The sequence below is a fragment of the Blastococcus jejuensis genome (assembly GCF_039534705.1).
GTDB classification, from domain to species: Bacteria; Actinomycetota; Actinomycetes; order Mycobacteriales; family Geodermatophilaceae; genus Blastococcus_B; species Blastococcus_B jejuensis.
Genome location: NZ_BAAAVV010000014.1, coordinates 38,598 through 60,758, shown reverse-complemented (window position 1 = coordinate 60,758; position 22,161 = coordinate 38,598). Strand labels below are relative to the sequence as shown.

At 74.2% G+C, this 22,161-nt stretch carries 22 protein-coding genes; 8 read left to right on the top strand and 14 right to left on the bottom strand.

Annotation, left to right across the window (positions count from 1 at the left end; all coding sequences use genetic code 11):
- Positions 1 to 4: 4 nt before the first annotated feature.
- The 9 genes from ABD644_RS20020 to ABD644_RS19980 form a co-directional block, all read right to left on the bottom strand.
- On the bottom strand, positions 5 to 736 hold the full coding sequence (locus ABD644_RS20020) for a type 1 glutamine amidotransferase (protein WP_344690821.1): 732 nt from the start codon (positions 734 to 736) through the stop codon (positions 5 to 7).
- Between the two features lie 138 nt (positions 737 to 874).
- A complete protein-coding gene (gene glnA / locus ABD644_RS20015) occupies positions 875 to 2,215 on the bottom strand; it encodes a type I glutamate--ammonia ligase (RefSeq protein ID WP_344690820.1) in 1,341 nt (446 codons plus the stop codon).
- Between the two features lie 161 nt (positions 2,216 to 2,376).
- Complete coding sequence (locus tag ABD644_RS20010) at positions 2,377 to 3,597, bottom strand: NAD(P)/FAD-dependent oxidoreductase (protein WP_344690819.1); 1,221 nt, start codon at positions 3,595 to 3,597, stop codon at positions 2,377 to 2,379.
- Positions 3,598 to 3,631: 34 nt separating this feature from the next.
- On the bottom strand, positions 3,632 to 4,228 hold the full coding sequence (gene folE / locus ABD644_RS20005; protein ID WP_344690818.1) for a GTP cyclohydrolase I FolE: 597 nt from the start codon (positions 4,226 to 4,228) through the stop codon (positions 3,632 to 3,634).
- Positions 4,225 to 4,662, bottom strand: a complete 438-nt coding sequence (locus ABD644_RS20000) for a hypothetical protein (protein ID WP_344690817.1) — start codon at positions 4,660 to 4,662, stop codon at positions 4,225 to 4,227. The genes folE and ABD644_RS20000 overlap by 4 nt, the downstream gene beginning before the upstream one ends.
- Positions 4,663 to 4,743: 81 nt before the next feature.
- Positions 4,744 to 5,424: a helix-turn-helix transcriptional regulator gene (locus ABD644_RS19995; protein WP_344690816.1), complete on the bottom strand. Its 681-nt coding sequence runs from the start codon at positions 5,422 to 5,424 to the stop codon at positions 4,744 to 4,746.
- A 55-nt stretch (positions 5,425 to 5,479) separates the two neighbouring features.
- On the bottom strand, positions 5,480 to 8,215 hold the full coding sequence (locus tag ABD644_RS19990) for an ATP-binding protein (RefSeq protein ID WP_344690815.1): 2,736 nt from the start codon (positions 8,213 to 8,215) through the stop codon (positions 5,480 to 5,482).
- Between the two features lie 59 nt (positions 8,216 to 8,274).
- The gene (locus ABD644_RS19985; RefSeq protein ID WP_344690814.1) at positions 8,275 to 9,351 is read right to left on the bottom strand and encodes a flavin-containing monooxygenase; all 1,077 of its coding nucleotides are present in this window, start codon (positions 9,349 to 9,351) and stop codon (positions 8,275 to 8,277) included.
- A gap of 14 nt (positions 9,352 to 9,365) precedes the next feature.
- A complete protein-coding gene (locus ABD644_RS19980) occupies positions 9,366 to 12,605 on the bottom strand; it encodes a heavy metal translocating P-type ATPase (RefSeq protein ID WP_344690813.1) in 3,240 nt (1,079 codons plus the stop codon).
- Between the two features lie 257 nt (positions 12,606 to 12,862).
- Between ABD644_RS19980 and ABD644_RS19975 the strand changes: the two genes are divergently transcribed.
- From ABD644_RS19975 to ABD644_RS19945, 7 genes are all read left to right on the top strand, one after another.
- Complete coding sequence (locus tag ABD644_RS19975) at positions 12,863 to 13,096, top strand: heavy-metal-associated domain-containing protein (RefSeq protein WP_344690812.1); 234 nt, start codon at positions 12,863 to 12,865, stop codon at positions 13,094 to 13,096.
- A gap of 44 nt (positions 13,097 to 13,140) precedes the next feature.
- On the top strand, positions 13,141 to 13,590 hold the full coding sequence (locus ABD644_RS19970) for a hypothetical protein (RefSeq protein WP_344690811.1): 450 nt from the start codon (positions 13,141 to 13,143) through the stop codon (positions 13,588 to 13,590).
- 27 nt (positions 13,591 to 13,617) lie between these two features.
- Entirely contained in the window at positions 13,618 to 14,100 is a 483-nt protein-coding gene (locus tag ABD644_RS19965; RefSeq protein WP_344690810.1) for a GNAT family N-acetyltransferase, read from the top strand.
- 110 nt (positions 14,101 to 14,210) lie between these two features.
- Positions 14,211 to 15,062, top strand: coding sequence for a slipin family protein (locus ABD644_RS19960; RefSeq protein ID WP_344690809.1), 852 nt, complete (start codon positions 14,211 to 14,213; stop codon positions 15,060 to 15,062).
- A gap of 51 nt (positions 15,063 to 15,113) precedes the next feature.
- Positions 15,114 to 16,949 carry an NAD+ synthase gene (locus tag ABD644_RS19955; RefSeq protein WP_344690808.1) on the top strand — a complete coding sequence of 612 codons (1,836 nt, stop codon included), beginning with the start codon at positions 15,114 to 15,116 and terminating at the stop codon, positions 16,947 to 16,949.
- A complete protein-coding gene (gene panB, locus ABD644_RS19950) occupies positions 16,942 to 17,772 on the top strand; it encodes a 3-methyl-2-oxobutanoate hydroxymethyltransferase (protein ID WP_344690807.1) in 831 nt (276 codons plus the stop codon). The genes ABD644_RS19955 and panB overlap by 8 nt, the downstream gene beginning before the upstream one ends.
- 46 nt (positions 17,773 to 17,818) lie before the next feature.
- Positions 17,819 to 18,244: an ester cyclase gene (locus ABD644_RS19945; protein WP_344690806.1), complete on the top strand. Its 426-nt coding sequence runs from the start codon at positions 17,819 to 17,821 to the stop codon at positions 18,242 to 18,244.
- Here the strand turns inward: ABD644_RS19945 and ABD644_RS19940 are convergent.
- The 5 genes from ABD644_RS19940 to ABD644_RS19920 all read right to left on the bottom strand — a co-directional run bounded on the left by ABD644_RS19940 (position 18,225) and on the right by ABD644_RS19920 (position 20,869).
- The gene (locus tag ABD644_RS19940) at positions 18,225 to 18,602 is read right to left on the bottom strand and encodes a DUF2784 domain-containing protein (protein WP_344690805.1); all 378 of its coding nucleotides are present in this window, start codon (positions 18,600 to 18,602) and stop codon (positions 18,225 to 18,227) included. The two genes, ABD644_RS19945 and ABD644_RS19940, sit on opposite strands and share 20 nt — an antisense overlap.
- 19 nt (positions 18,603 to 18,621) lie before the next feature.
- The gene (locus ABD644_RS19935) at positions 18,622 to 19,317 is read right to left on the bottom strand and encodes a helical backbone metal receptor (RefSeq protein WP_344690804.1); all 696 of its coding nucleotides are present in this window, start codon (positions 19,315 to 19,317) and stop codon (positions 18,622 to 18,624) included.
- Positions 19,318 to 19,369: 52 nt separating this feature from the next.
- Entirely contained in the window at positions 19,370 to 20,062 is a 693-nt protein-coding gene (gene npdG, locus ABD644_RS19930; RefSeq protein WP_344690803.1) for an NADPH-dependent F420 reductase, read from the bottom strand.
- Between the two features lie 88 nt (positions 20,063 to 20,150).
- Positions 20,151 to 20,333 carry a hypothetical protein gene (locus ABD644_RS19925; RefSeq protein ID WP_344690802.1) on the bottom strand — a complete coding sequence of 61 codons (183 nt, stop codon included), beginning with the start codon at positions 20,331 to 20,333 and terminating at the stop codon, positions 20,151 to 20,153.
- 62 nt (positions 20,334 to 20,395) lie between these two features.
- On the bottom strand, positions 20,396 to 20,869 hold the full coding sequence (locus tag ABD644_RS19920) for a cupin domain-containing protein (RefSeq protein ID WP_344690801.1): 474 nt from the start codon (positions 20,867 to 20,869) through the stop codon (positions 20,396 to 20,398).
- 127 nt (positions 20,870 to 20,996) lie between these two features.
- On the opposite strand from ABD644_RS19920, the gene ABD644_RS19915 reads away from it, so the two are divergent.
- On the top strand, positions 20,997 to 22,130 hold the full coding sequence (locus tag ABD644_RS19915) for a GGDEF domain-containing protein (protein WP_344690800.1): 1,134 nt from the start codon (positions 20,997 to 20,999) through the stop codon (positions 22,128 to 22,130).
- Positions 22,131 to 22,161 lie beyond the last annotated feature (31 nt).

Here is a 22,161-nt window from a genome sequence, read left to right as displayed (position 1 = left end):
CGGCTCAGGCGGCCTGGCGGGCGCGGGTCCGGACGAGGTCGGCGAACCTCGCGGCGAACGGGGCCCACACCGCCTCGAGGTCGGGGTGCACGGCGTCGGTGAGCAGGCAGAGGGTCTCGCGGTCGTGCGGGCTGGCCGCCACACCGACGGTGTCCCGCTCCGCCCACTCGCGGACGATCTCCGGCGTCGTCTCGATGTGGAACTGCAGCCCGTAGACGTGCCGGCCCACGCGGAAGGCCTGGTTGGCGTAGAACGGGTTGCTGGCCAGCAGCGTGGCGCCGGGAGGCAGCTGGGCGATCTCGTCGTGGTGGAACTGGATCACGTCGGGCGAGAGCGGCAGGGGGCCGAACACCGGGTCCTTGTCGGCCGCGTCCCGCTTGGCCACCAGGGTCGCCCCGACCTCCGGGCCGTCGATGCCCGTGCGGACCTTTCCCCCGCCCACCTCGGCGAGCAGCTGCGCGCCCAGGCAGATGGCCAGCGTCGGGACGTCGGCGGCCACGGCCTGGGCCAGCAGCGCCCGGACCCCGACGAGCTCCGGGCTCACCTCGGGCGGGTCCATCGCCGACTGCGGGCCGCCGAGCACGACCAGCCCGTCGAAGCCGTCGAGGGTGGCCGGCAGCTCGTCGCCGGTGCCGAGGTGTCGTTCCTCGAGGTCCATCCCCGCATCCCGCAGCCACGGGCCAAGGCGGGCGAGCGGGTCGGTCTCGTGGACGACGGCGACGAGCAGGCGGTTCACGCCGACGAGGTTAGTTCCCGCCCAGGTCACCGCTCCTGCGCGGCTACCGAGCGAGTCTTGCGCGGTTGCCGTCGCTCTCGCGCCGTTGCACCGGGACAAGACCGCACGCAACCGCGCAAGAGCGAGGGTGGGGCGCCCTTACAGGCTCGGGAGGTACCGGCGCAGCTCGAACGGGGTCACGTTCTGCCGGTAGGAGTTGAACTCCTCCCACTTGTTGCGCAGGAAGAACTCGAAGACGTGCTCGCCCAGCGTCTCGGCGACCAGCTCGCTGCCCTGCATCGCGGTCAGCGCCTCGCCGAGGGACACCGGCAGGTCCTCGTACCCGGCCGCGCGCCGCTCGGTGTCGGTGAGCGCCCAGACGTCGTCCTCGGCCTCCGGCGGCAGCTCGTAGCCCTTCTCGATGCCGCGCAGCCCGGCGGCGAGCAGGATCGCGAAGGTCAGGTACGGGTTGCAGGCGGAGTCGGGCGAGCGCACCTCGACGCGCGCGGAGTTGGCCTTGCTCGGCTTGTACGAGGGCACCCGTACCAGCGCGGAGCGGTTCGCCCGGCCCCAGGTCGCCGCCGTCGGCGCCTCGGTGCCCGCCAGCAGCCGCCGGTAGGAGTTCACCGTCTGGTTGGTGACGGCGGTGTACTCGCGGGCGTGGGTGAGCAGGCCGGCGATGAACTGCTTGGCCGTGGTCGACAGCCGCATCGGGTCGGCGGCGTCGTGGAAGGCGTTGCGGTCGCCCTCGAACAGCGACAGGTGGGTGTGCATCGCCGAGCCGGCGAGCTCGGTGAACGGCTTGGGCATGAACGTCGCGTGCACCCCCTGGGCCAGGGCGACCTCGCGGACGACGTGCCGCAGCGTCATCACGTTGTCGGCCATCGACAGGGCGTCGGCGTAGCGCAGGTCGATCTCCTGCTGGCCGGGCGCGACCTCGTGGTGGCTGAACTCCACCGAGATGCCCATGGCCTCCAGGGCGAAGACCGCCTCGCGGCGGAAGTCGTGGGCCACGTTGTGCGTGGACAGGTCGAAGTAGCCGCCGTTGTCGGCCGGCTGGGGCGGCGTGCCGTCGTCGGGGAGGTCGCGGAGCAGGAAGAACTCGACCTCGGGGTGGGTGTAGAAGGTGAAGCCCATCTCGGCCGCCTTGGCCAGCGTCCGCCGCAGCACGTGCCGGGGGTCGGCCCACGACGGCGTGCCGTCGGGCAGCGTGAGGTCGCAGAACATGCGGGCGGTGTCGCTCTTCTGCCCCTTGGTCGCGGGCATCACCTGGAAGGTGCCCGGGTCGGGCTTGGCGAGCATGTCCGACTCGTAGACCCGGGCGAAGCCCTCGATCGCCGAGCCGTCGAAGCCGATGCCCTCGGCGAACGCCGCCTCGATCTCGGCGGGGGCGACGGCGACGGCCTTGAGGTAGCCCGAGACGTCGGTGAACCACAGCCGCACGAAGCGGATGTCGCGCTCTTCGAGGGTCCGCAGGACGAACTCCTGCTGTCGGTCCATGTTCGGCATGATCGCGTCCGCTCGTTTCCGGGATGTGACGTCCCCTCCAGCCTGCCCCTAACGGGCGATCAGCACACGGGCGGCCCCGGCGAGATCTGCACACTGGCCCGCCCCAGGGCACGGAAAGGGGCCAGTGTGCAGATCTCGCCCGGCGGGCGTCGTCAGCCGGCGAGGTCCTCCAGCGGGACGGCGGGATCGGTGAGCCGCTCGACGGGCACCTGCGCCCCCGACCGGATCAGCGCCTGGATCGGGTCGGTCACGTCCCACACGTTCACGTTCATGCCGGCGACCACCCGCCCCTCGGAGAGCCAGAACGCGATGAACTCCCGCGCGCCGACGTCCCCCCGGCAGACGACGGCGTCGTCCGGGCCGCCCAGCCCGGAGTACTCCATGCCGAGGTCGTACTGGTCGGTGAAGAAGTACGGCACCCGGTCGTAGGAGACCGCCTGGCCCAGCATCGAGCGGGCCGCCGCCGGGCCGCCGTTGAGCGCGTTGGCCCAGTGCTCGACCCGCACGTGCCGCCCGTAGAGGGGGTGGAACGAGCTGGCCACGTCGCCGGCGGCGAACACGTCGGGCGCCGACGTCCGCAGGGCCGCGTCGGTGACGATCCCGCGGTCCACCTCGAGCCCGGCCGCCTCGGCGAGCTCGGTGTTCGGCACGGCGCCGATGCCGACCACCACGAGGTCGGCCGGCACCTCGGCGTCGCCGTCGACCAGGACCGAGGTCACCCGGCCGCCGGCCCCGCGCAGCTCGCGGACGCCGGTGCCGGTGCGCACGTCGACCCCGTGCTCCCGGTGCAGCCCGGCGAAAACCTCCCCCATCTCCGCGCCGAGGGCCGCGTGCAGCGGCGTGGGCTGCGGCTCGACCACGGTGACCTCGTTGCCGTAGCCGCGGGCGGCCGCGCCCACCTCCAGCCCGATCCAGCCGCCGCCGACGACGACCACCCGGCGGCCGCCACCGGCGAGGTCGGCCAGCAGCCGGTCGGAGTCGGGCAGCGTGCGCAGGTAGCGGACGCCGTCGAGGTCGGCCCCGGGCAGCGTCAGCCGCCGCGCCGAGGACCCGGTGGCCAGCAGCAGCCGGTCGTAACCGAGCTCCTCCCCCGTGTCGAGCGCCACGGTGTGGCCGGCGGCGTCCAGCCCGGTGGCGCGCACCCCGGCCCGCAGCTCGACGTCGTGCTCCTCGTACCAGCCGGCGTCGTGCACGCGCGCCTTCTCGCGCTCGGCGCTGCCGAGCAGGTAGCCCTTCGACAGCGGCGGCCGCTCGTAGGGCAGCTCCGCCTCGGCCGCGATCAGGACGACGCGGCCGTCGAAGCCCTCCGCGCGCAGGGTCTCCGCCGCCTTCGCGCCGGCCAGCCCCCCACCGACGATCACGTGTGTCGCCATGGAACCCACTCCTCCGGACGCCCGATGGTCCACGCTAGGCCGCCGTCCGGGCCAGGGAGAAGAACTCCTGCCGGGACCGGGCGTCCTCGCGCAGGACGCCGTGCAGCGCCGAGGTGATGGTGCGCGCGCCGGTGGCCCGGACACCGCGCATCGACATGCAGAGGTGCTCGGCCTCGATGACCACACCCACCCCGCGCGGGGCGAGGTGCTCCTGCAGCCAGTCGGCGACCTGCTGGGTGAGCCGCTCCTGCACCTGCAGGTCGCGGGCGAAGAGCTCCAGCACCCGGGCCAGCTTGGACAGCCCGAGGATGCGGTCGCCCGGCAGGTAGCCGATGTGCGCGACGCCGGCGAACGGCAGCAGGTGGTGCTCGCACAGCGACCGGACCGGCAGCGCGGTGGCCAGGACGAGCTCGTTGTACCCCTCGTCGTTGGGGAAGGTGGTGAGGTCGAAGTGCGGGCCGGAGAGCATCTCGGCCAGCGACGCCGCCACGCGGCGCGGGGTCTCGGCGAGGTGCGGGGAGTCCGGATCGCGGCCGAGGGCTCGCAGCAGCGCGGCCACGGCGTCCTCGGCGGCGGGCAGGTCGAGCGCGGCGCGGTCGCGGACCACCCGGAGCGGGATCGGGGCGCTCACGCCCCCGTCTCCGCGGTGTCGTGCGCGCGGCCGGGTGCGTACGCGACCGCCAGGCGCGCCAGGGCGACGGCGCCGACCAGCAGGCCGAAGTCCCGCAGCGCGACGTCGTAGAAGCCGGGGATCGTCAGCAGGTTGACGATGATGCCGCCCAGCCAGGCCGCCACCAGCCACCCGCCGAACCGCGGCAGGACGGCGACGACGACGCCGGCGAGCACCTCGACGACCCCGACGGCGTACATCGCCTGCTGGGCGGTGCCCGGGACGATGTCGTCGATCCACGGCGCGAGGTAGGCCGGCCAGTCGGCGAGCAGGTTCGTGAACTTGTCCAGCCCGAAGACGATCGGGGCCACCGTGAAGACGGTGCGCAGCAGCAGGAAGGCCTGGCGCGCCGGGTCGGTGGTCACGGCGGGACGGGAGCGGTTGAGCAGGGTCATGACGACTCCTTCTAAAACCAACAGGAGTTAGAAGTAGAGTCCTGTCCGCCCCGGCTGTCAATGGGTCCGGGTCGAACCCGGTCAGGTGTCGCCGTCGGGCTCCAGGCGGACACAGCAGCGCCCCTGCTCCGGGCGCAGCCGCGCGACGAGGTCGGTACCGGCCACGCCGGAGACGACGCCCTCGAGCAGCCGCAGGTTCATGCCGCAGACGAGCTCGGTGTGCTCGCGGGCCAGCACGTGGAAGGGGCAGTTGGCGAGCGCGATCCCGCCGTCCTCGACCCTCGGCTCGAAGCCGTGCCCCTCCAGCACGCGGAGCACGCCGTCCCGGCCGCCGCTTTCGGCCCCGGCCGCCAGCTCCCGGCCGCGGGCGAACGCCTGCCGGTCGAGGACCGACGCGGGTCGCTCCCCGGACCGCTGGGCCTCGACCAGTGCCGCGGCGAGCAGGTCACCGGCGAGGTCGTAGTGCCGCTCCGGGAGCGAGACCTCCACGGAGCAGTCCGCGCGGCGGTAGAGCTTGGCCGGGCGGCCGGCCCCCGGGCCCGTGCGCCCGGTGCGCCGCTCGTAGTGCACGTCGAGCAGCCCGTCCTCCACCATGCGGTCGAGGTGGAAGGCGGCCGTCGCGCGGGGCAGGTCCAGCGCCGCGGCGGCCTCGTCGCGGGTCACCGGCACCGGCTGCCGCACGACATGGTCGTAGAGCCGCCGTCGGGTGGGCTCGGCCAGCGCCGCGACCGCGGCCACCTGGTCCCGGCGAACGTCGTCCATGCGGCCAGTCTAGAAGCAACTTTTCTTGTCGAAACAGATCAGCGCGGGTGAGATCTCAGTCCGTCAGCTGCGCGGCGAGCTCGGTGCGGCTGGTGACGCCGACCTTCGCGAAGACGTTGCGCAGGTGGAAGTCCACCGTCCGGGGGCTGACGAACAGCCGGGCGGCGATGTCCCGGTTGGACAGCCCCTCGCGCACCAGGCCGGCGATCTGCCGCTCCGACGGCGTCAGCGCGGGTGCGTCGGTGGCCTCTCGACGGCGGGCGGTCTCACCCGAGGCCCGCAGCTCCTGCCGGGCCCGCTCGGTCCACACCCCGGCCCCGATGTCCTCGAACACCTCGAGGGCGGCGCGCAGGTGCGCCCGCGCGTCGACGCGACGGCGCGACCGGCGCAGGTGCGACCCGTAGGCGAGCTCGGTGCGGCCGCGGGCGGGTCGCCACAGCGACCGGCCGTGGGCCTCGAGTGCCCGCTCGAAGTGCTCCTCGACGGCCGGTCCGTTGGCGAGCAGGGCCCGGCCGTGCTCCACGATCGCCGCCGCCCACGGCGCTCCCGTGCCCGCGGCGTAGGACTCGAGTTCGGCCACCCAGGCCCGTGCGGTCTCGGGCCGGCCCGCGTGGACGGCGGCCTCGATGCGGTCCAGGGCGGCGAGATGGCTCACGGAGGCCGACGACATCCGCTCGAAGTGGTGCATGCCGCCGGACGGTTCGCCGATCTCGCGGACGCCGCGGGCCCACCGGCTCAGGTCGAGGACCAGCTCGGTGACGATGCCGAGGCTGTGGGTCCCGGCGATCCGCTCGACCCTCGCCAGGTGCTCGTCCGCCGCGCTCCCGTCTCCGGCGAAGACCGCGAGGAGTGCCAGGACGGCCGCGGGCCACGCGGCCAGGACCGGCTGCCCCGAGTTGTCGGCGAGGGCCAGCGCCTCCTCCGCCCCGCTCGCCGCCGTGGCCCACCGACCGGTCGCGAGCTCGGGCAGGCTCCGCCGCGTCAGAGCGTGGACGATCATGACGACGGCCCCGGTGTCGCGGGCGTGCGCGAGCAGCCGGTCCTGCAGGCGCAGCGCGGACTCGGAATCGCCCAGCGGCCACGCGGCGATGCCGAGGTTCAGCAGCAGGTCCTCGTCCCTGCCGACCACCAGCTCGTCGGCCAGGCCGACGGCGCGCCGAAGAGGTGGTGCGGCCCCGATCCAGTCCGCTCGGGACACCGCGTCGAGGCCCCGGATCAGGTCGCCCAGGACGAGCTCGCGGACCGACGCACCCGGGCCGGCCGCCGGCAGCAGGTCGATCGGGCCGACGGGCCCGGTCGAGCGCGCCCCGAAGGCGGCCAGGGCCGCGGCGAGCATGGCCAGCTCGGTGGTCCGGCCCCGGTCGTGCGGCGCCACCTCGGCCGCGGCCTCCAGCAGCATCCCGTGCGCCACGTCCAGGGACCCCTGGTGGAACTCCAGGTGCGCGAGCAGCAGCCGGACATCCGCCCGCAGCAGCGGCTCGGGATCCAGCGCGAGGGCGGCGTCGGCGAGCGCCCGCGCCCGCGGCGGCCGCGCGCCCAGCCAGGCCGAGGTCGCCGCGCGGTGCAGCAGCGCAGCCCGCACGGCCGCGTCCGATGCCAGCTCCGCGGCCCGCTCGAAGGCCGCCGACGCCGCCTCGCGGCCGCCCCGCATCAGCGCCCGTTCCGCCGCACGCTCGAGCTCGTCGACGATGTCGGCGTCCGGGGTGTCCACGGAGGCGGCCAGGTGCCACGCCCGCCGGTCCGGGTCGACGTCGGTCAGCACGGCGGCGAGCGCGCGGTGCACCCTCCGCCGCTCCGTGCTGGTCGCGGCGTCGTACACCGCCGAGCGCACGAGCGGGTGGCGAAGCTCGCAGGTGCCACCGCGCACGCTCAGCAGTCCCGACCGTTCGGCGTCCTCGAAGCCGGCTTCCCCCGCACCGAGCGCGTCGGCCCCCGACCGGACCGTGGTGGTCCGCCCGGAGTCGTCCGCGGCGGCGACGAGCAGCACGGTCCGCGCCTCGGGGGGCAGCCGGCGGTAGCGGTCCAGGAAGGCCCGCTCGACCCCTTCGGTCAGGGGCAGCCGGTCGGGCAGGGGCCGGGTTCCGGCGAGCTGCTCGACGGTGAGCGCCCCCGCCAGCTCCACCAGCGCCAGCGGGTTGCCGCCGGTGCCGGCCAGCAGCGCGTCGCGCACGGCCGCGGGCACCGGCACGCCGGCGCGCTCGCTGAGCAGGGCCCCAGCCGCGTCCCGGTCGATCGCGCCGACGTCGAGGACGGGGAGATCGCCGCTGTCGAACGTGCGGACGTCTCCCGTGCGGGCGGCGAACACCAGGCCGACGTCCTCGGCCTGCAGGCGACGTGCCACGAAGAGCAGCGCCGCCGCCGACGCGTCGTCCAGCCAGTGGGCGTCGTCGACGACGGCCAGGACCGGCGTCCGCTCGCCCGCCTCCGCCAGGAGGCTCAGCGCTGCCAGGTAGACCAGGAACCGGTCCCCCGCCCCGCCCTCGGGCTCCCCCTCCCCGAACGCGGTGCGCAGCGCCCGCGCCTGCAATGAGGGCAGGCCCTCCGCGCAGTCCATGACCGGGCGCAGCAACCGCTGCAGAGCGGCGAACGGCAGCGGCGACTCGGACTCAACGCCCCGGGTGAGCAGGACCGTCAGACCCGCCGCCCGGGCACCGGCCTCGGCGTCGGCCAGCAGCGCGGACTTCCCGACGCCGGGCTGACCGCGCAGCACCAGCGCGCCGCCGCGGCCCACCCGGGCGTCGTCGAGCAGGGCACGCACCCGCGCCTGCTCGACGTCCCGGCCCTGCAGCACCGGAGCAGCCTAGAACCGGAACCGCCGTCGCCCGCCGGACCACCGACGTGGTCCGGGTGTCAGACCGGGAGCGGTGCGGCCGACCGCTCGCTCGCCATCCGTCCGGCCAGCCATGCGGCGTCCTCCCCGACGAAGCCCAGCAGCGCCGAGCCGCGCGTGTGCTGCCACGGCTGGCCGAGGAAGAACAGCCCGGGGACGGGACTCACCCCCCGGCTGTGCTCCGGCCGCCCGTCGACGACCGCGCCCTCGACGTCGAGCCACCCGACGTCGGGCCGGAAGCCGGTCGCCCACACCACCGCAGCGACGTCGGTGGAGCTCCCGTCGGCAAGGGTGAGCGTGTGGCCCGCCGCTCCGACCACCCGCGGGCGCAGTGCCACGCCCTGGTCGCGCAGCTCGGCCCAGGTGGTGCCGATGACCAGTTCCCGGTCGCGGAACCGGCGGCCCAGCCGGGAGTCCACCGACGCCCGGATCAGGCGGGTGCGCGTCAGCCACCAGAACAGGTCGCGGCCCAGCGGTCGCTGCGGCACGGTCCGGGGCCGGCTGCCGACGGCCACGGTGACCGGGCGGCCGGCCGCGGCCAGCTCCGCCGCGATCTGCACCCCGGAGTTGCCGGCGCCGACGACGGCGACCGGCCCCTCCGGCAGGTCACCGGGCCGCCGGTACCCGGAGCTGTGCAGCGAGACGATCCCGCTCGCCAGGCCGCCGGCCAGGGCTGGGACGTGCGGAGCCGAGAACGGCCCGGTCGCGACGACGACCTGGCGGGCGGCCACCGGGCCGGTCGTCGTCTCGGCGGCGAAGATGTCCCCGGTCCGGGTCAGCCGGGTCACCCGGGTGGCGAGCCGCACCGGCAGTCCGAAGGTGCGGGCGTAGCCCTCCAGGTAGTCGGCCACGGCGTCCTTGCCGGGGTAGTCGCCCGCCGGGGCGGGGAACGGCAGCCCCGGGAGGCCGTCGTGCTCGGCCGGGGTGAACAGCCGCAGGGAGTCCCAGCGGGAGCGCCACACGTGGCCGACGCGGTCGCCGGCATCGACGAGCAGGACACGGGTGCCCTGCTGCTGCAGCTGCCGGCCGATCGCGAGACCGGCCTGGCCGGCGCCGACGACGAGCACGTCGAGCGGGACGTCGAGTTCGGTGGTCATCAGGAGGGATCCTCTCAGCGGGCGGTGACGGTGAACGGAACGGTGAGCACGTCGCCGTCGGCGGTGCGGAACTGGCCCCACAGCTGGTAGACGCCGGGGGTCGCGAACTCGGCGTGCACGTCGAGCTCGGGGCCGAACTCCTGGCCGGGTAGGGCGAAGACGGGGTCGCCGTCGGCGTCCTCGACGTCGGCGTGCTCGTGGGCGAAGGTCTCGCCGTCGGCGCGCATGACCACCACGTGGCCGGCGGCGGCCAGGTAGGGCTGCAGGTCGTCGACGGGGCGGCCGGTCTCGGCGTCGGTGAAGGTGAAGGCCAGCTCGCTGGTCTCCCCCGCGACCGCCTCCCCCTCCAGCTCGACGCGCACGCCGTCGACGACGACGGTCCGCGGCGACGGCTGCAGCGCGACCGGGGCCGGCACGGTGCCCGCGACGGTGACCGACTGCGCGTCGTGCACGTCGCCCATCTCGCCCTGGCGGCGGAACTCGGTGTTGACCAGGTACGTGCCCGCGGTCGGGAACGTCAGGTCGACGGCGAGCTCACCGGGGCGGCCGGTCGGCTCCGGGTGCACGTGGGCGAAGGTGCCGAGGTCGGCGCGGGTGGCGATCAGGTGCGCCCACACCTCGTGGCTGCGGGTCAGGTCGTCCAGCGGCTGCCCGGTCTCGGTGTCGGTCAGCCGGACGACGACCCGCGTCGGCTCGCCGGGCCGCGCGTCGGCCGGCAGGTCGAGCGCGACGTCGACGTGCGCCTGCTCGGCCGCCGTGGGCTCGACCTCCGCCGTCATCATGGTGCTCATCGCCGGCCGCATCGGCATGCCCGTGGTCTGGGTCCAGGCCAGGATCCCGTTCATGCCGCGCTGCGCGGTGTCGGTCCGGCTCAGCGCGGTGAGGCCCGCGCCGATCGAGAGGGCGACGACGGCGACCGTGGCGAGGAATGCGTACTGGCCGACCCGGCTGCCCAGCGAGGGGTGCAGGATCTCCTCCGCGCTCTCCGGACGGCGGAACCGCCGCAGCCGCAGGGCGTTGGTGACGACGCTGACCGAGCTCATCGCCATCGCCGCGGCGGCGAGCACCGGGTCCAGCAGCAGCCCGTCGAAGGCGTAGAGCGCGCCGGCGGCGACCGGGATCAGCAGCACGTTGTAGGCGAAGGCCCAGGCCAGCCCCTGCTTGATCGTGGTCACGGTGCGGCGGGACAGGGCGATCGCCGAGACGATGCCGCGCAGGTCGCCGCCCACGAGGGTGATGTCGGAGGCGGCGATGGCGACGTCGGTGCCGGTGCCGACGGCGATGCCGAGGTCGGCCTGCGCCAGCGCCGGCGCGTCGTTGATGCCGTCACCGCACATCGCCACGACGTGGCCGTCGGCCTGCAGCGCGGCGACCTTCTCCGACTTCTGCGCGGGAAGCACGTCCGCCAGCACGTGCTCGATGCCGACCTGGGCCGCGATCGCCCGGGCGGTGACCTCGTTGTCGCCGGTGAGCATCCACACCTGCAGGCCCAGGGCCTTCAGCTGCGCGACCGCCTCGGCCGACTCCGGCCGGACGGTGTCGGCGACCGCGATCAACCCGGCCAGCCCGCCGTCGACCGCGACCAGCACGGGGGTCGCCCCGGTCCGTGCCGCCTCCGCGGCGGCACCGTCCACGGGGGCGGTGTCGACGCCGGACGCCGTCATCAGGGCGCGGTTGCCGACCAGGACGCGGTGGGTCCCGACGGTGGCGTCGATCCCGCTGCCGGCCAGGGCCTCGAAGGACGCGGCGGGCGCCAGCGCCAGGCCGCGGTCCCGGGCGGCGGCGACGATCGCCTCGCCCAGCGGGTGCTCGCTGCCCAGTTCAGCGGCCGCGGCCAGGCCCAGCACCTCGTCCCCGGCCCACCCCGGGGCGGTGGTGACGCCGGCGACGCCGGGTCGCCCGCGGGTGATCGTGCCGGTCTTGTCCAGGACGACGGCGGTCAGCCGCTTGGCCTGCTCGAGCGCCTCGCCGTCACCGATCAGGATGCCGAGCTCGGCGGCCTTGCCGGTGCCCACCATCACGGCGGTCGGCGTGGCCAGCCCCAGGGCGCAGGGGCAGGCGATGATCAGCACGGCGATCGTCGTGCCGATGGCCATGGTCAGCCGGCCCGTGTCCGGGCCGAGCAGCGCCCAGGCCGCGAAGGTAACGACGGCCGCCACCAGCACGGCGGGGACGAACCAGGCCGAGACCCGGTCGGCCAGGCGCTGCATCGGCGCCTTCGAGCCCTGTGCCTCGCCCACCAGGCGGACGATCTGGGCCAGCGTGGTGTCCTCGCCGACCGCGGTGGCGCGGACGACCATCGACCCGGTGCGGTTGAGCGTCGCGCCGATCACCTGGTCGCCGGCGGACTTGGCGACCGGCAGCGGCTCGCCGGTCAGCATGCTCTCCTCGACCGAGGAGCTCCCGGCGGTGACGACGCCGTCGACGGGAACCTTCTCGCCCGGCCGCACCCGCACCAGGTCGCCGACGACGACCTGCTCGAGCGGGACGTCGGTCTCGGTGTCCCCGCGCAGCACGCGGGCGGTCTTCGGTGCGAGGCCGACCAGCGCGGAGATCGCGGCGGTGGTGCGCTTCTTGGCCTTCGACTCCATCCACCGGCCCATCAGCACCAGCGCGATGATCACCAGCGACGTCTCGTAGTAGACGTGCAGCGGTAGGCCCCACTGCTCGGCGGCGGCCGGCCACAGGGTGACGAACGCGCTGTCCCCGTAGGCCACCGCCGTCCCCAGGGCCACCAGGGTGTTCATGTTCGTGGCGCCGTGGCGGGCGGCCGCCCAGGCTGCGGCGTAGATCGTCTTCCCGGCCCAGAACTGCACGAACGTGGCGACGACGAGGATCGCCGGCATCAGCCAGTCCATCGCGTCCAGCGGCAGCGGGATGTACATCAGCACCATCAGGCCCAGGCCGGCGGTGAGCGCGACCTGCCACCGGCGCTTGATCGAGCCGAGTTCGGCGTCCCGGTCGTCGACCGGCTCGGCCGCGGCCGGCTCGGGCGCGGTCCTCGCCTCGTGGCGGGGCGTGGCCGTGTAGCCGGCCTTCGCGACGGCGGCGGCGAACTCGGCCGGCCCGACGAGCCGCGGGTCGAAGTCGACGGCCGCCGTCTCGGTCGCGAGGTTCACCCGGGCGTCGGCGACGCCGTCGAGCCTCGTCAGCGCCTTCTCCACCCGCCCCACGCACGAGGCACAGGTCATGCCCCCGATGTCGAGGGCGCAGGTGTCGGTGGCGGCCCTCGGGGCCGGCAGCGTCGTCGTCATGGCGGTCTCCTGGTTCGGCGGATCGGTGCCACCGATCGTCGGGGCCGGGCACCGGCCCTCGCGCCGGGGAAACCACCGGGGTGATCGCCGGGTGTGCGCCGGATGTGTCGCCAGGGCGTGCCGTTCCGGGCGTGCCACGGGCGGGGTCGACGCAGCGCCCGCACTCCGCTGAACCCGGTGATCTTCCCGGCGCGAGCAGGTGGTCCCTGCGGCGAGATTCGTGCCGTCCCAGCAACGACCACCCGGGAGATCCCGCCATGTTGAGCAGCACCCCCCGCACCTTCGTCGGCAGCACCACCGTCGCGGTCCGCGGCATGACCTGCGGCCACTGCGAGCGCGCCATCACCGAGGAGGTGGGCCGCGTCGAGGGCGTCTGCGACGTCCGCGTCGACCTCGCCGCCGGCACGGTCACCGTCTCCGTCGACCGCCCCGTCGACCGCGCCGAGATCGCCGCGGCCGTCGACGAGGCCGGCTACGCCCTCGTCCCCTGATCACCCCGCTGCCTGAACACCCTGACCTCTCGAGGAGAACCGCCATGCACACCGCCCCACCCCAGCCCGCCGACCTCGCCGTCCCCGCCGACCGGGCGGCCGCCCGCCGTCACCGGTGGCGCAAGCTCACCGTCCACTACGTCGAGATGGTCATCGCGATGGCCGTCGGCATGGTCGCGCTGCACCCGGTCTGGACCGTCACCCTCGATGCCCTCGGCTGGTCCGCCTTCCTCGACTCGCCGGAGGCGATGGCCATGGTGATGGCGACGGACATGACCATCGCGATGACCGCCTGGATGCGGTTCCGCGGCCACGGCTGGCGGCCCTGCGTCGAGATGGGCGCGGCGATGTACCTGCCGTTCCTCGTGCTGTTCGTGCCGATGTGGGCCGGGCTGATCAGCTCGGGAGGCATGCTCCTGTGGGGGCACGTCCTGATGCTGTTCGCGATGGCCGGCGCCATGGCGATCCGCCCGGACGAGTACGCCCACTGCTGAGCACCGACGAGCGAGGAGAGAACACCGATGGAGACCGCCGCGAGCATCGTCACGGTCCGCCGGGCGGGGCCGGACGACGCCGCGTCCGTGCTGATGATGGTGCGGGAGATCGCCGCCCACGAGGGCGAGGTCTCCGACGTCGCCAGCGACCTCGACACGTGGACGGCGATGCTCGCCCGCCCCGACGTGGTCGTCCTGGTCGCCGAGCGCGACGGGGTGCCGGCGGGCTACGTCTCCGCCGTCCGCCGGCTGCACCTCTGGCTCGGCCGCGACATCCTCGCGCTCGACGACCTCTTCGTCCGCGACGGGTACCGCGACGCGGGCGTCGGCCGGCTGCTCATGACCGAGCTCGCGGCTCTGGCCGCACCCGAGCGGCTCGCGATCCGGTGGGAGATGCGCGAGGACAACGACGCCGCGCAGCGCTTCTACCGCCGGCTCGGCGCGACGCTGCGCACGAAGGTGATGGCCTTCTGGAAGCCCGAGGCGCAGGGCGCCGTCACCGGCGGCTGAGCCCGGCCCCCGGGTCCAGGTGCGGGACTACGCTGGAGTCCTCGTCACAGACGCCTGGACCCGGGGCGGTCGGCCGCTCCGAGCGGAGCGGCGTCGGGCGGGAGGCCGAGATGAGCACCCTCCTCGTTGTCCTCGCGATCGTCCTTCTCGGGCTGCTGGTGGTCCTCGGCGCGAGCGTCCGGATCATCGCCCAGTACGAGCGCGGCGTCGTCCTGCGGTTCGGACGACTGCGCGGGGAGGTCCGGTCCCCCGGCCTCATCGCGATCGCCCCGGGAGCCGACCGGCTGCACAAGGTCACCATGCAGATCGTGACCATGCCGGTGCCGGCACAGGAGGGCATCACCCGCGACAACGTCACCGTCAAGGTCGACGCCGTCGTCTACTTCCGGGTGTTCGACCCCGTCCGCGTCGTGGTCGACGTGCAGAACTACCAGGCCGCGATCGCCCAGGTCGCCCAGGCCTCGCTGCGGTCGATCATCGGCAAGAGCGACCTGGACGACCTGCTGTCCAACCGGGAGCGGCTCAACCAGGGCCTGGAGCTGATGATGGACAGCCCCGCCGTCGACTGGGGCATCCACATCGACCGCGTCGACATCAAGGACGTCGCACTGCCGGAGTCGATGAAGCGGTCGATGTCGCGGCAGGCGGAGGCCGAGCGCGAGCGGAGGTCCCGGATCATCACGGCCGAGGGCGAGCTGCAGGCCTCGGAGAAACTGGCCCAGGCCGCCGAGGTGATGGCCGCGCACCCCGCCGCCCTCCAGCTCCGCCTCCTGCAGACCGTCGTCGAGGTGGCCGCGGAGAAGAACTCGACGCTCGTCCTGCCGTTCCCGGTGGAGCTGCTCCGCTTCCTCGAGCGGGCCACGCCCCCCGAGCCGACCGGGTCAGCGCCCGCCGCGACGTCGTCCGCCGCGACACCGAACGGTCTGCCGGTGCCGCGGGCTGCGCCGGCCGGACCGTCCTGACCTCTCCCCCCGCCTGGCCGTTCCCCCGGGACGGCGACCAGACTGGAGTGCGTGGACGATCAGCGCAGGCAGGTGCGGGTGGGGCTGGCCCAGGTCGACACCCGCGTCGGTGACCTCACCGGCAACGCCGAGCTGGTGACCCGGTGGACGGCGAGAGCAGCCGACGCCGGTGTCCACCTCGTCGTCTTCCCGGAGATGACGCTGACCGGCTACCCGCCCGAGGACCTCGTGCTGCGCGAGTCGTTCGCGCACGCCAGCGAGCGGGCCGTGGTCGAGCTCGCCGCGGCGCTGGAGAAGCAGGGGCTCGGGGACGTCGCCGTCGTCGTCGGGTACCTCGCGCACACCGCGGGCGCGGGGCCGGCGCCCGCGGAGTCGATGCCGCACGACGACGACCGCCCGTCGGACGCCAACCCCCGCCGCGGCGCCCCGCGCAACGCGGCCGCCCTGCTGCACGGCGGCGAGGTCGTGGTCCGCTACTACAAGCGGCACCTGCCCAACTACGGGGTCTTCGACGAGGCGCGCTACTTCGTGCCCGGCACCGAGCTGCCGGTGGTGCGGCTGCACGGCGTCGACGTCGCGCTGACCATCTGCGAGGACCTCTGGGTCGAGGGCGGGCCGTGCGGGGTCGCCGGCCAGGCCGGCGTGGACCTCGTGGTCTCCCCCAACGCCTCGCCCTACGAGCGCGCCAAGGACGACCTGCGGCTGCCGCTGGTCCGCCGCCGGGCGGCCGAGGCGAAGGCGCCGATCGTGTACTGCAACCAGGTCGGCGGGCAGGACGAGCTCGTGTTCGACGGCGACTCGATGGTCGTCTCCGCCGACGGAACACTGCTGGCCCGGGCACCGCAGTTCGTCGAGCACCTGCTGACCGTCGACCTGACCGTCGACCCGACGGCGGTGCCGGCGCGGACCGAGGGCCGGATCGGCCCGATGACGGTCACCCGGCACGTGGTGTCCGAGGAGCCGGTGCCCGCGTTCGACGCGCGGCCGGGCACGGTGGCCGAGCCGCTGACCGACTGCGAGGAGGTCTGGCGGGCGCTCGTCCTGGGGCTGCGCGACTTCATCGACAAGAACGGCATGCCCTCGGTGGTGCTGGGCCTGTCCGGCGGCATCGACTCGGCCGTCGTCGCCGTGCTCGCCGCTGACGCGCTCGGCCCCGACCGCGTGCACGGGGTCGGCCTGCCGTCGAGGTACTCCAGCGAGCACTCGCTCACCGACGCCCAGGACCTCGCCACCCGAGTCGGGCTGCACTACTCGGTGGTGCCGATCGCCCCGATGGTCGACGCGTACCACTCGTCGGTCGAGCTGACCGGGGTGGCGGCGGAGAACCTGCAGGCGCGGGTGCGCGGCACGCTGCTGATGGGCCTGTCCAACCAGCACGGCCACCTGCTGCTGACCACGGGCAACAAGAGCGAGGTCGCCGTCGGCTACTCCACCCTCTACGGCGACTCCGCCGGCGGGTTCGCGCCGATCAAGGACGTGCCCAAGACGCTGGTGTGGGAGCTGGCGCGCTGGCGCAACGAGCACGCCCGCACGCGCGGGGAGGTCGAGCCGATCCCGCAGCACTGCATCGACAAGCCCCCGTCGGCCGAGCTCGCACCCGGCCAGGTGGACACCGACTCGCTGCCCTCCTACGACGAGCTCGACGCGATCATCGCCGACTACGTCGACGGCGACCTCGGCATGGCCGAGCTGCTCGAGCGCGGGCACGGCGCGGAGACCGTCGCCCGGGTGCTCCGGCTGGTCGACGCCGCGGAGTTCAAGCGCCGCCAGTCGGCCCCCGGAACGAAGATCAGCCTCAAGGCGTTCGGACGTGATCGGCGGCTACCCGTCACCAACCGGTGGCGGGAGACCCTGCCCACCGTCCGCGAAGGAGCATCACATGAGTGAGTCGGTGCTGTACGGCGGGACGTCGTCCGCCCGGGTGCGCGTGCACCACCTGCAGCAGGCCAAGGAGCGCGGCGAGAAGTGGGCGATGCTCACCGCGTACGACACGGTGAGCGCGTCGGTCTTCGAGGAGGCCGGCATTCCGGTGATGCTCGTCGGCGACTCCGCCGGCAACGTCGTCCTCGGGCTGTCGAGCACCGTGCCGGTGACCGTCGACGACATCCTGCTGATGACCAGGGCGGTCACCCGCTCGACGAAGCGGTCGCTGATCGTCGCCGACATGCCCTTCGGCAGCTACGAGTCCTCCCCCGAGCAGGCGCTGGCCACCGCCGTCCGGCTGATGAAGGAGGGCGGCGCGCAGGCGGTCAAGCTCGAGGGCGGGGTCCGGGTCGCGCCGCAGATCAGGCTGATCACCGAGGCCGGCATCCCCGTGATGGCGCACATCGGGTTCACGCCGCAGAGCGAGCACGGCCTGGGCGGCTTCCGGGTGCAGGGGCGCGGCGCCGGGGCGGAGAAGCTGCTCGCCGACGCGCACGCGGTGCAGGAGGCCGGTGCGTTCGCCGTGGTCATGGAGATGGTGCCGGCCGAGCTCGCCGCTCAGGTGACCAAGGAGCTGGCCATCCCCACCATCGGCATCGGCGCCGGAGTCGACTGCGACGCCCAGGTGCTCGTGTGGCCCGACATGGCGGGGTTCACCGGCGGCCGGGTGCCCAAGTTCGTGAAGAAGTACGCCGACCTGCGCGCCGAACTGCTGCGCGCGGCCAAGGAGTACGCCGACGACGTCCGCAGCGGCACATTCCCCGGCCCGGAGCATTCGTTCGAGTAGGTCGTCTTCCCGCCCGCGCGCGGGGTCGCGGTGCCACCCTTCCTCCATGGCCACCGAGGAGAACAAGGACGTCGTCCGCCGGTTCGTCTCCGAGTGCGTGAACGTGCACCGCGAGGACCTGCTGGACCGGTTCGCCGCACCGGACGTGACCCTTCACCCGGGGACGCCGGACTCGGCCGAGGCCACCCAGGGGATCGACGAGCTCCGCCAGGCCTTCCGGCGGTTCCGCATCCTCTTCCCCGACCTGCACGTCACGCACGACCTGCTGGTCGGCGAAGGCCCGTACGTCGTCGCGCGCTGGACGGCGACCGGCACCCACGCGAACGAGGTCGCCGGGCTCGAGCCCACCGGGCAGCAGCTGCGCTGGGGCGGCACCGACATCTACCGCATCGAGGACGGGCGCATCGCCGAGTGGTGGCGCAACGACGACTTCGCCGGGCTGCTCCGCCGGCTCAGCCGCCGCGTGCTCTGACCGACCGGCGCACGTGCCGGGCGACGAGCAGGCCGTAGCCGACGACGTTGGGCAGGAACGCGACGACGTAGATGCCGACCTGCGTGGACGTCGCCTCGATCGGGAAGCCCAGCGGTTCGGTGAGGTAGTGCCCGATGAACCCGCCCCGGTAGCCCGGTTCGCCCGCCGCGTCGCGCAGCGCGAGCTCCCACGTCGTCAGCGGGCAGTCCGAGCCGGTCAGGTACAGGGCCAGGATCGCCAGGCTCACCGGCACGTGCGCCCACAGCAGCCGCGGCCACCGCAGGGCCAGCAGCGACCCGACGAGCATGAAGGCGACCGCGGCCCCGTGCAGGGTCGCGACGAGGACGGCGGGCAGCACGGCCCGAGTGTCGCAGCGATCAGCCGCCCAGTTGCCGGGTCAGCACCGCGGGTGCCTCGGCCAGCGACGGGCCGTACCAGGTCAGGTGGCGGCCGCTGACGAACACCGGCCTGGCCTGCGGCCACGCCTCCGGCCCGTCGTCCGGGGTGAAGGCGTAGGGCTCGTCGGGGAAGACCACGAGGTCGGCCTCGATCCCACCGAGGTCGCCCGGCGCCAGCTTGGGATAGCGGTCGGTGGACCCGGCGAAGACGTTGACCACGCCGAGGCGGGCCAGCACGTCGCCGGCGAAGGTGTCCCGGCCGAGCACCATCCACGGACGGCGCCAGATGGGGACGACGCCCCGCACGGCGGGCAGCGCCGGCGGCGAGACCCACGCGGCCCGCGCCTGGCCCAACCAGCCCGGGTCGGGATCGCCGAGCACCGCGCAGAGCCGGCCGAGCGAGCCCAGCGCCTGGGCCACCGTCGCCGGGGCGGTGACCCAGACGAAAAGCCCGGCGTCCCGCAGCGCCGCGACGTCCTCGGGCCGGTTCTCCTCGGCGTTGGCGACCACCAGGTCCGGCTCGAGCGCCCGCACGCGGGCGACGTCGGGCCACTTGGTGCCGCCGACGCGGGGGACGTCGAGCCCCGCGGGGTGGGTGCACCAGTCGGTCGCGCCGACGAGCAGCTCGGCGTCGGTGGCGGCGATCGCCTCGGTCAGCGACGGGACGAGCGACACGACCCGCCGCGGCGCCGAACCCGCGAACGGCGTCCCGAGGTCGTCGACCGGTTCAGACGTCGGTGATCCGGATGCCCGCATGCACCTTGTACCGGCGGTTGCACGAGACGAGGTTGATGGTCAGCGCCTCGACCTGCCGGGCGTTGCGGAGCCGGCCGGCGTAGATGCCGCGCATCCCGGGCAGCCGGCCGGCCAGCGCCTGCACGGTGTCGGTGGCCTCGCGCACGTCGCCGACGACCATCACGTCGCCGTCGAGCGTGGGCCGGGACAGGTCCTCGAGCAGCACCGCCGACAGGTGGTGGAACGCGCCGACGACGTGGCTGTCGGGCAGCAGCGCGGCCGCCTGCTGGGTGACGCTGCCCTCCTCGACGTCGAGCACGTAGGCGCCGAGCTCGTCGAAGCCCATCGGGACGACGCAGTCGACGACGATCTTGCCGGCGAGCGGGGCCGCGAGCTCGGCCAGCGTGGCCGCGTGCCCGGCGAAGGGCACCGCGACGATCACCAGGTCGGCGGCGCCGGCGACGTCGACGTTGGAGCCGCCCTGCACCGAGGTCTCGACACCGCCGGCCGCCGTCGAGGCACGGGCCGCGACCTCGACGGCCACCTCGGCCGCACGGTCGGCGTCGCGCGAGCCGAGCAGGATGCGCTGGCCCGCGGCGGCGAGGCGCACGGCGAGCCCGCGCCCCTGCGGCCCTGTCCCGCCGAGCACCCCGACGACCAGTTCCTCGACCGCGCGCTCCGTCACGTCTCCCCCTCCACCCACGCCGGACCGCCCGGCAGCTCCGATCATGCCCCGCCGGTCCGACGGGGTGCCCACTCGGGCGGGACCGGCGTCAGTCGCCCTCCCACGCCCGGTCCTCGGCGGAGAGCTTCTCCTCGCGCTCGTGCACCGACTGCACCGCGTGCTCGGCCTCCTCGCGGGTGGCGTAGGGGCCGAGGCGGTGCCGCTCGGCACAGCCGTCCTTGGGCTCGACGGTGTTGTGCTTCATGCAGAAGAACCAGGGCCCTCCGGCCATCGGCTGCCTCCTCCTCGTCGCTGCGCTGGAGGCCCAGCCTTCCACCGCGGCCGCGGACCTGCTCAGGAGTCGACCATCACCTGGTCGTGCCGGGCGTAGAAGGCGGTCAGCTCCTCCGGCGTCAGCACCCGCCCGCTGCGCCGGATCTCGGCCATCTCCAGGAAGAAGTTCTCCCGCGCGATGCCGGGCGCGAAGAGGATGAGGAACGCGGCCTCCGCGTCGCCGTCGTTGCGGAAGCCGTGCGCGCCGCCCTCGTGCACGAGGGCGAAGTCCCCGGGCCCGAAGGGCTCCCACCGGCCGGAGTGGTAGACGGTCAGCTCACCGGAGAGCACGTAGAACGACTCGGAGAACGTCGAGTGGTAGTGCGGCGCGGCGCCGGGCGTGTGCGGCGCGCAGCGGTACTCGAGCAGCCCGAAACGGCCGGCGGTCAGCTTCCCGGGCGCGATCATCCGCAGCGAACTGGTGGGGCCGTTGGAGACGAGCGGGTTGTCGGCCAGCGGCCGGGCGACGACCAGCGACGGGTCCAGGTGCGTCATGCCGGCCAGCCTGGCACCGGACCGCCGGTCACGGGACACCTGCGACCATGATCATCCGGTTGCACACGATTCGGTAACCATGCAGGGGATCGTCCGCACATCCACGTCCGTGAGGCATCCTGTCGCCGTGATCGGCCGGGGACAGTCCCACGGTGACGCCGGGAACACTGGCGTCACCGTCGCCGCGCGTGGGCCCGAGCACCGGGTCGCCGCGCTCACGCTGGCGGCGCTGCTGCTCATCGGCGGTGCCATGGGCACGGTGAACCTGTTCGTCGACGGCGTGCTGCGCGAGGGCGCCCCGCGCGGGGTGTACGCCGCGACGATGGCGCTGTGCGTGCTCGCGGCCGTGCCGTTGATCATCCGGCAGCGCGCCGGGCGGTGGGGCACGTTCGGGCTGGTGCTGCTCGGCGACCTCATCTACCTCGTCGTCGCGATGTGCATCGAGGACCCGGTGCGCTACGCGACGCCGCTCATGCTGCTGTTCGCCTCGTTCGTCGCCGCCTGGTTCCTCGGGCCGTGGGAGCTCGGCGTCAACATGGTGGTCACGGTCCTGGTGTGCCTGGTCGCGCTCTGGCCGAGCTACGACAGCCCGATGGCGCTCGGCGTCCAGGTCGGGGTCAGCGCCGGGATGCTCAACGCGGGCTCGTTCGGGGTGTTCGTGCTCCGCCGGCGGGTTCAGCGACTGCTCGTCGCGACCCAGATGCTCTCCAACCTCGACCCGCTCACCGGCCTCTACAACCGCCGCTACCTCGTCGAGCAGGCCCCGCGGCTGTGGCGGCAGGCCCGCCGTGACGGCACCCGCGTGGCCGCCATGGTCCTCGACCTCGACCACTTCAAGCGGCTCAACGACGCCCACGGTCACGCCGCCGGCGACGCGGTCCTCCTCGCGGTGGCCGGGTCCCTGGGCGCCACCGTCCGCCCGGCCGATGTCCTGGCCCGCACCGGCGGGGAGGAACTCGTCGTCCTCGGCATGGTCAGCGACTCGCACGAGGCCACCCGGCTGGCCGAGCGCCTGCGGTCCGCCGTGGCCCGCACGTACACCGACGACGGCCACACGGTGACCGCCTCCGTCGGCATCGCGCTCGCCCGTCCGGTGGACGGCGAGAACGCCACCGACGCCCTGTGGCGGCTGGTCGACCGCGCCGACGCCGCCATGTACGACGCCAAGAAGCAGGGGCGCGACCGGGTCGCCGCCTTCCGGGTGCCGCGCGCCCGGTCGCCGCACACCGACGAGCAGCCCGCCGTGCGCGACATCGGCTGAGCCGCTCGCCCGGCCGGGCCTGCGGGGGCAG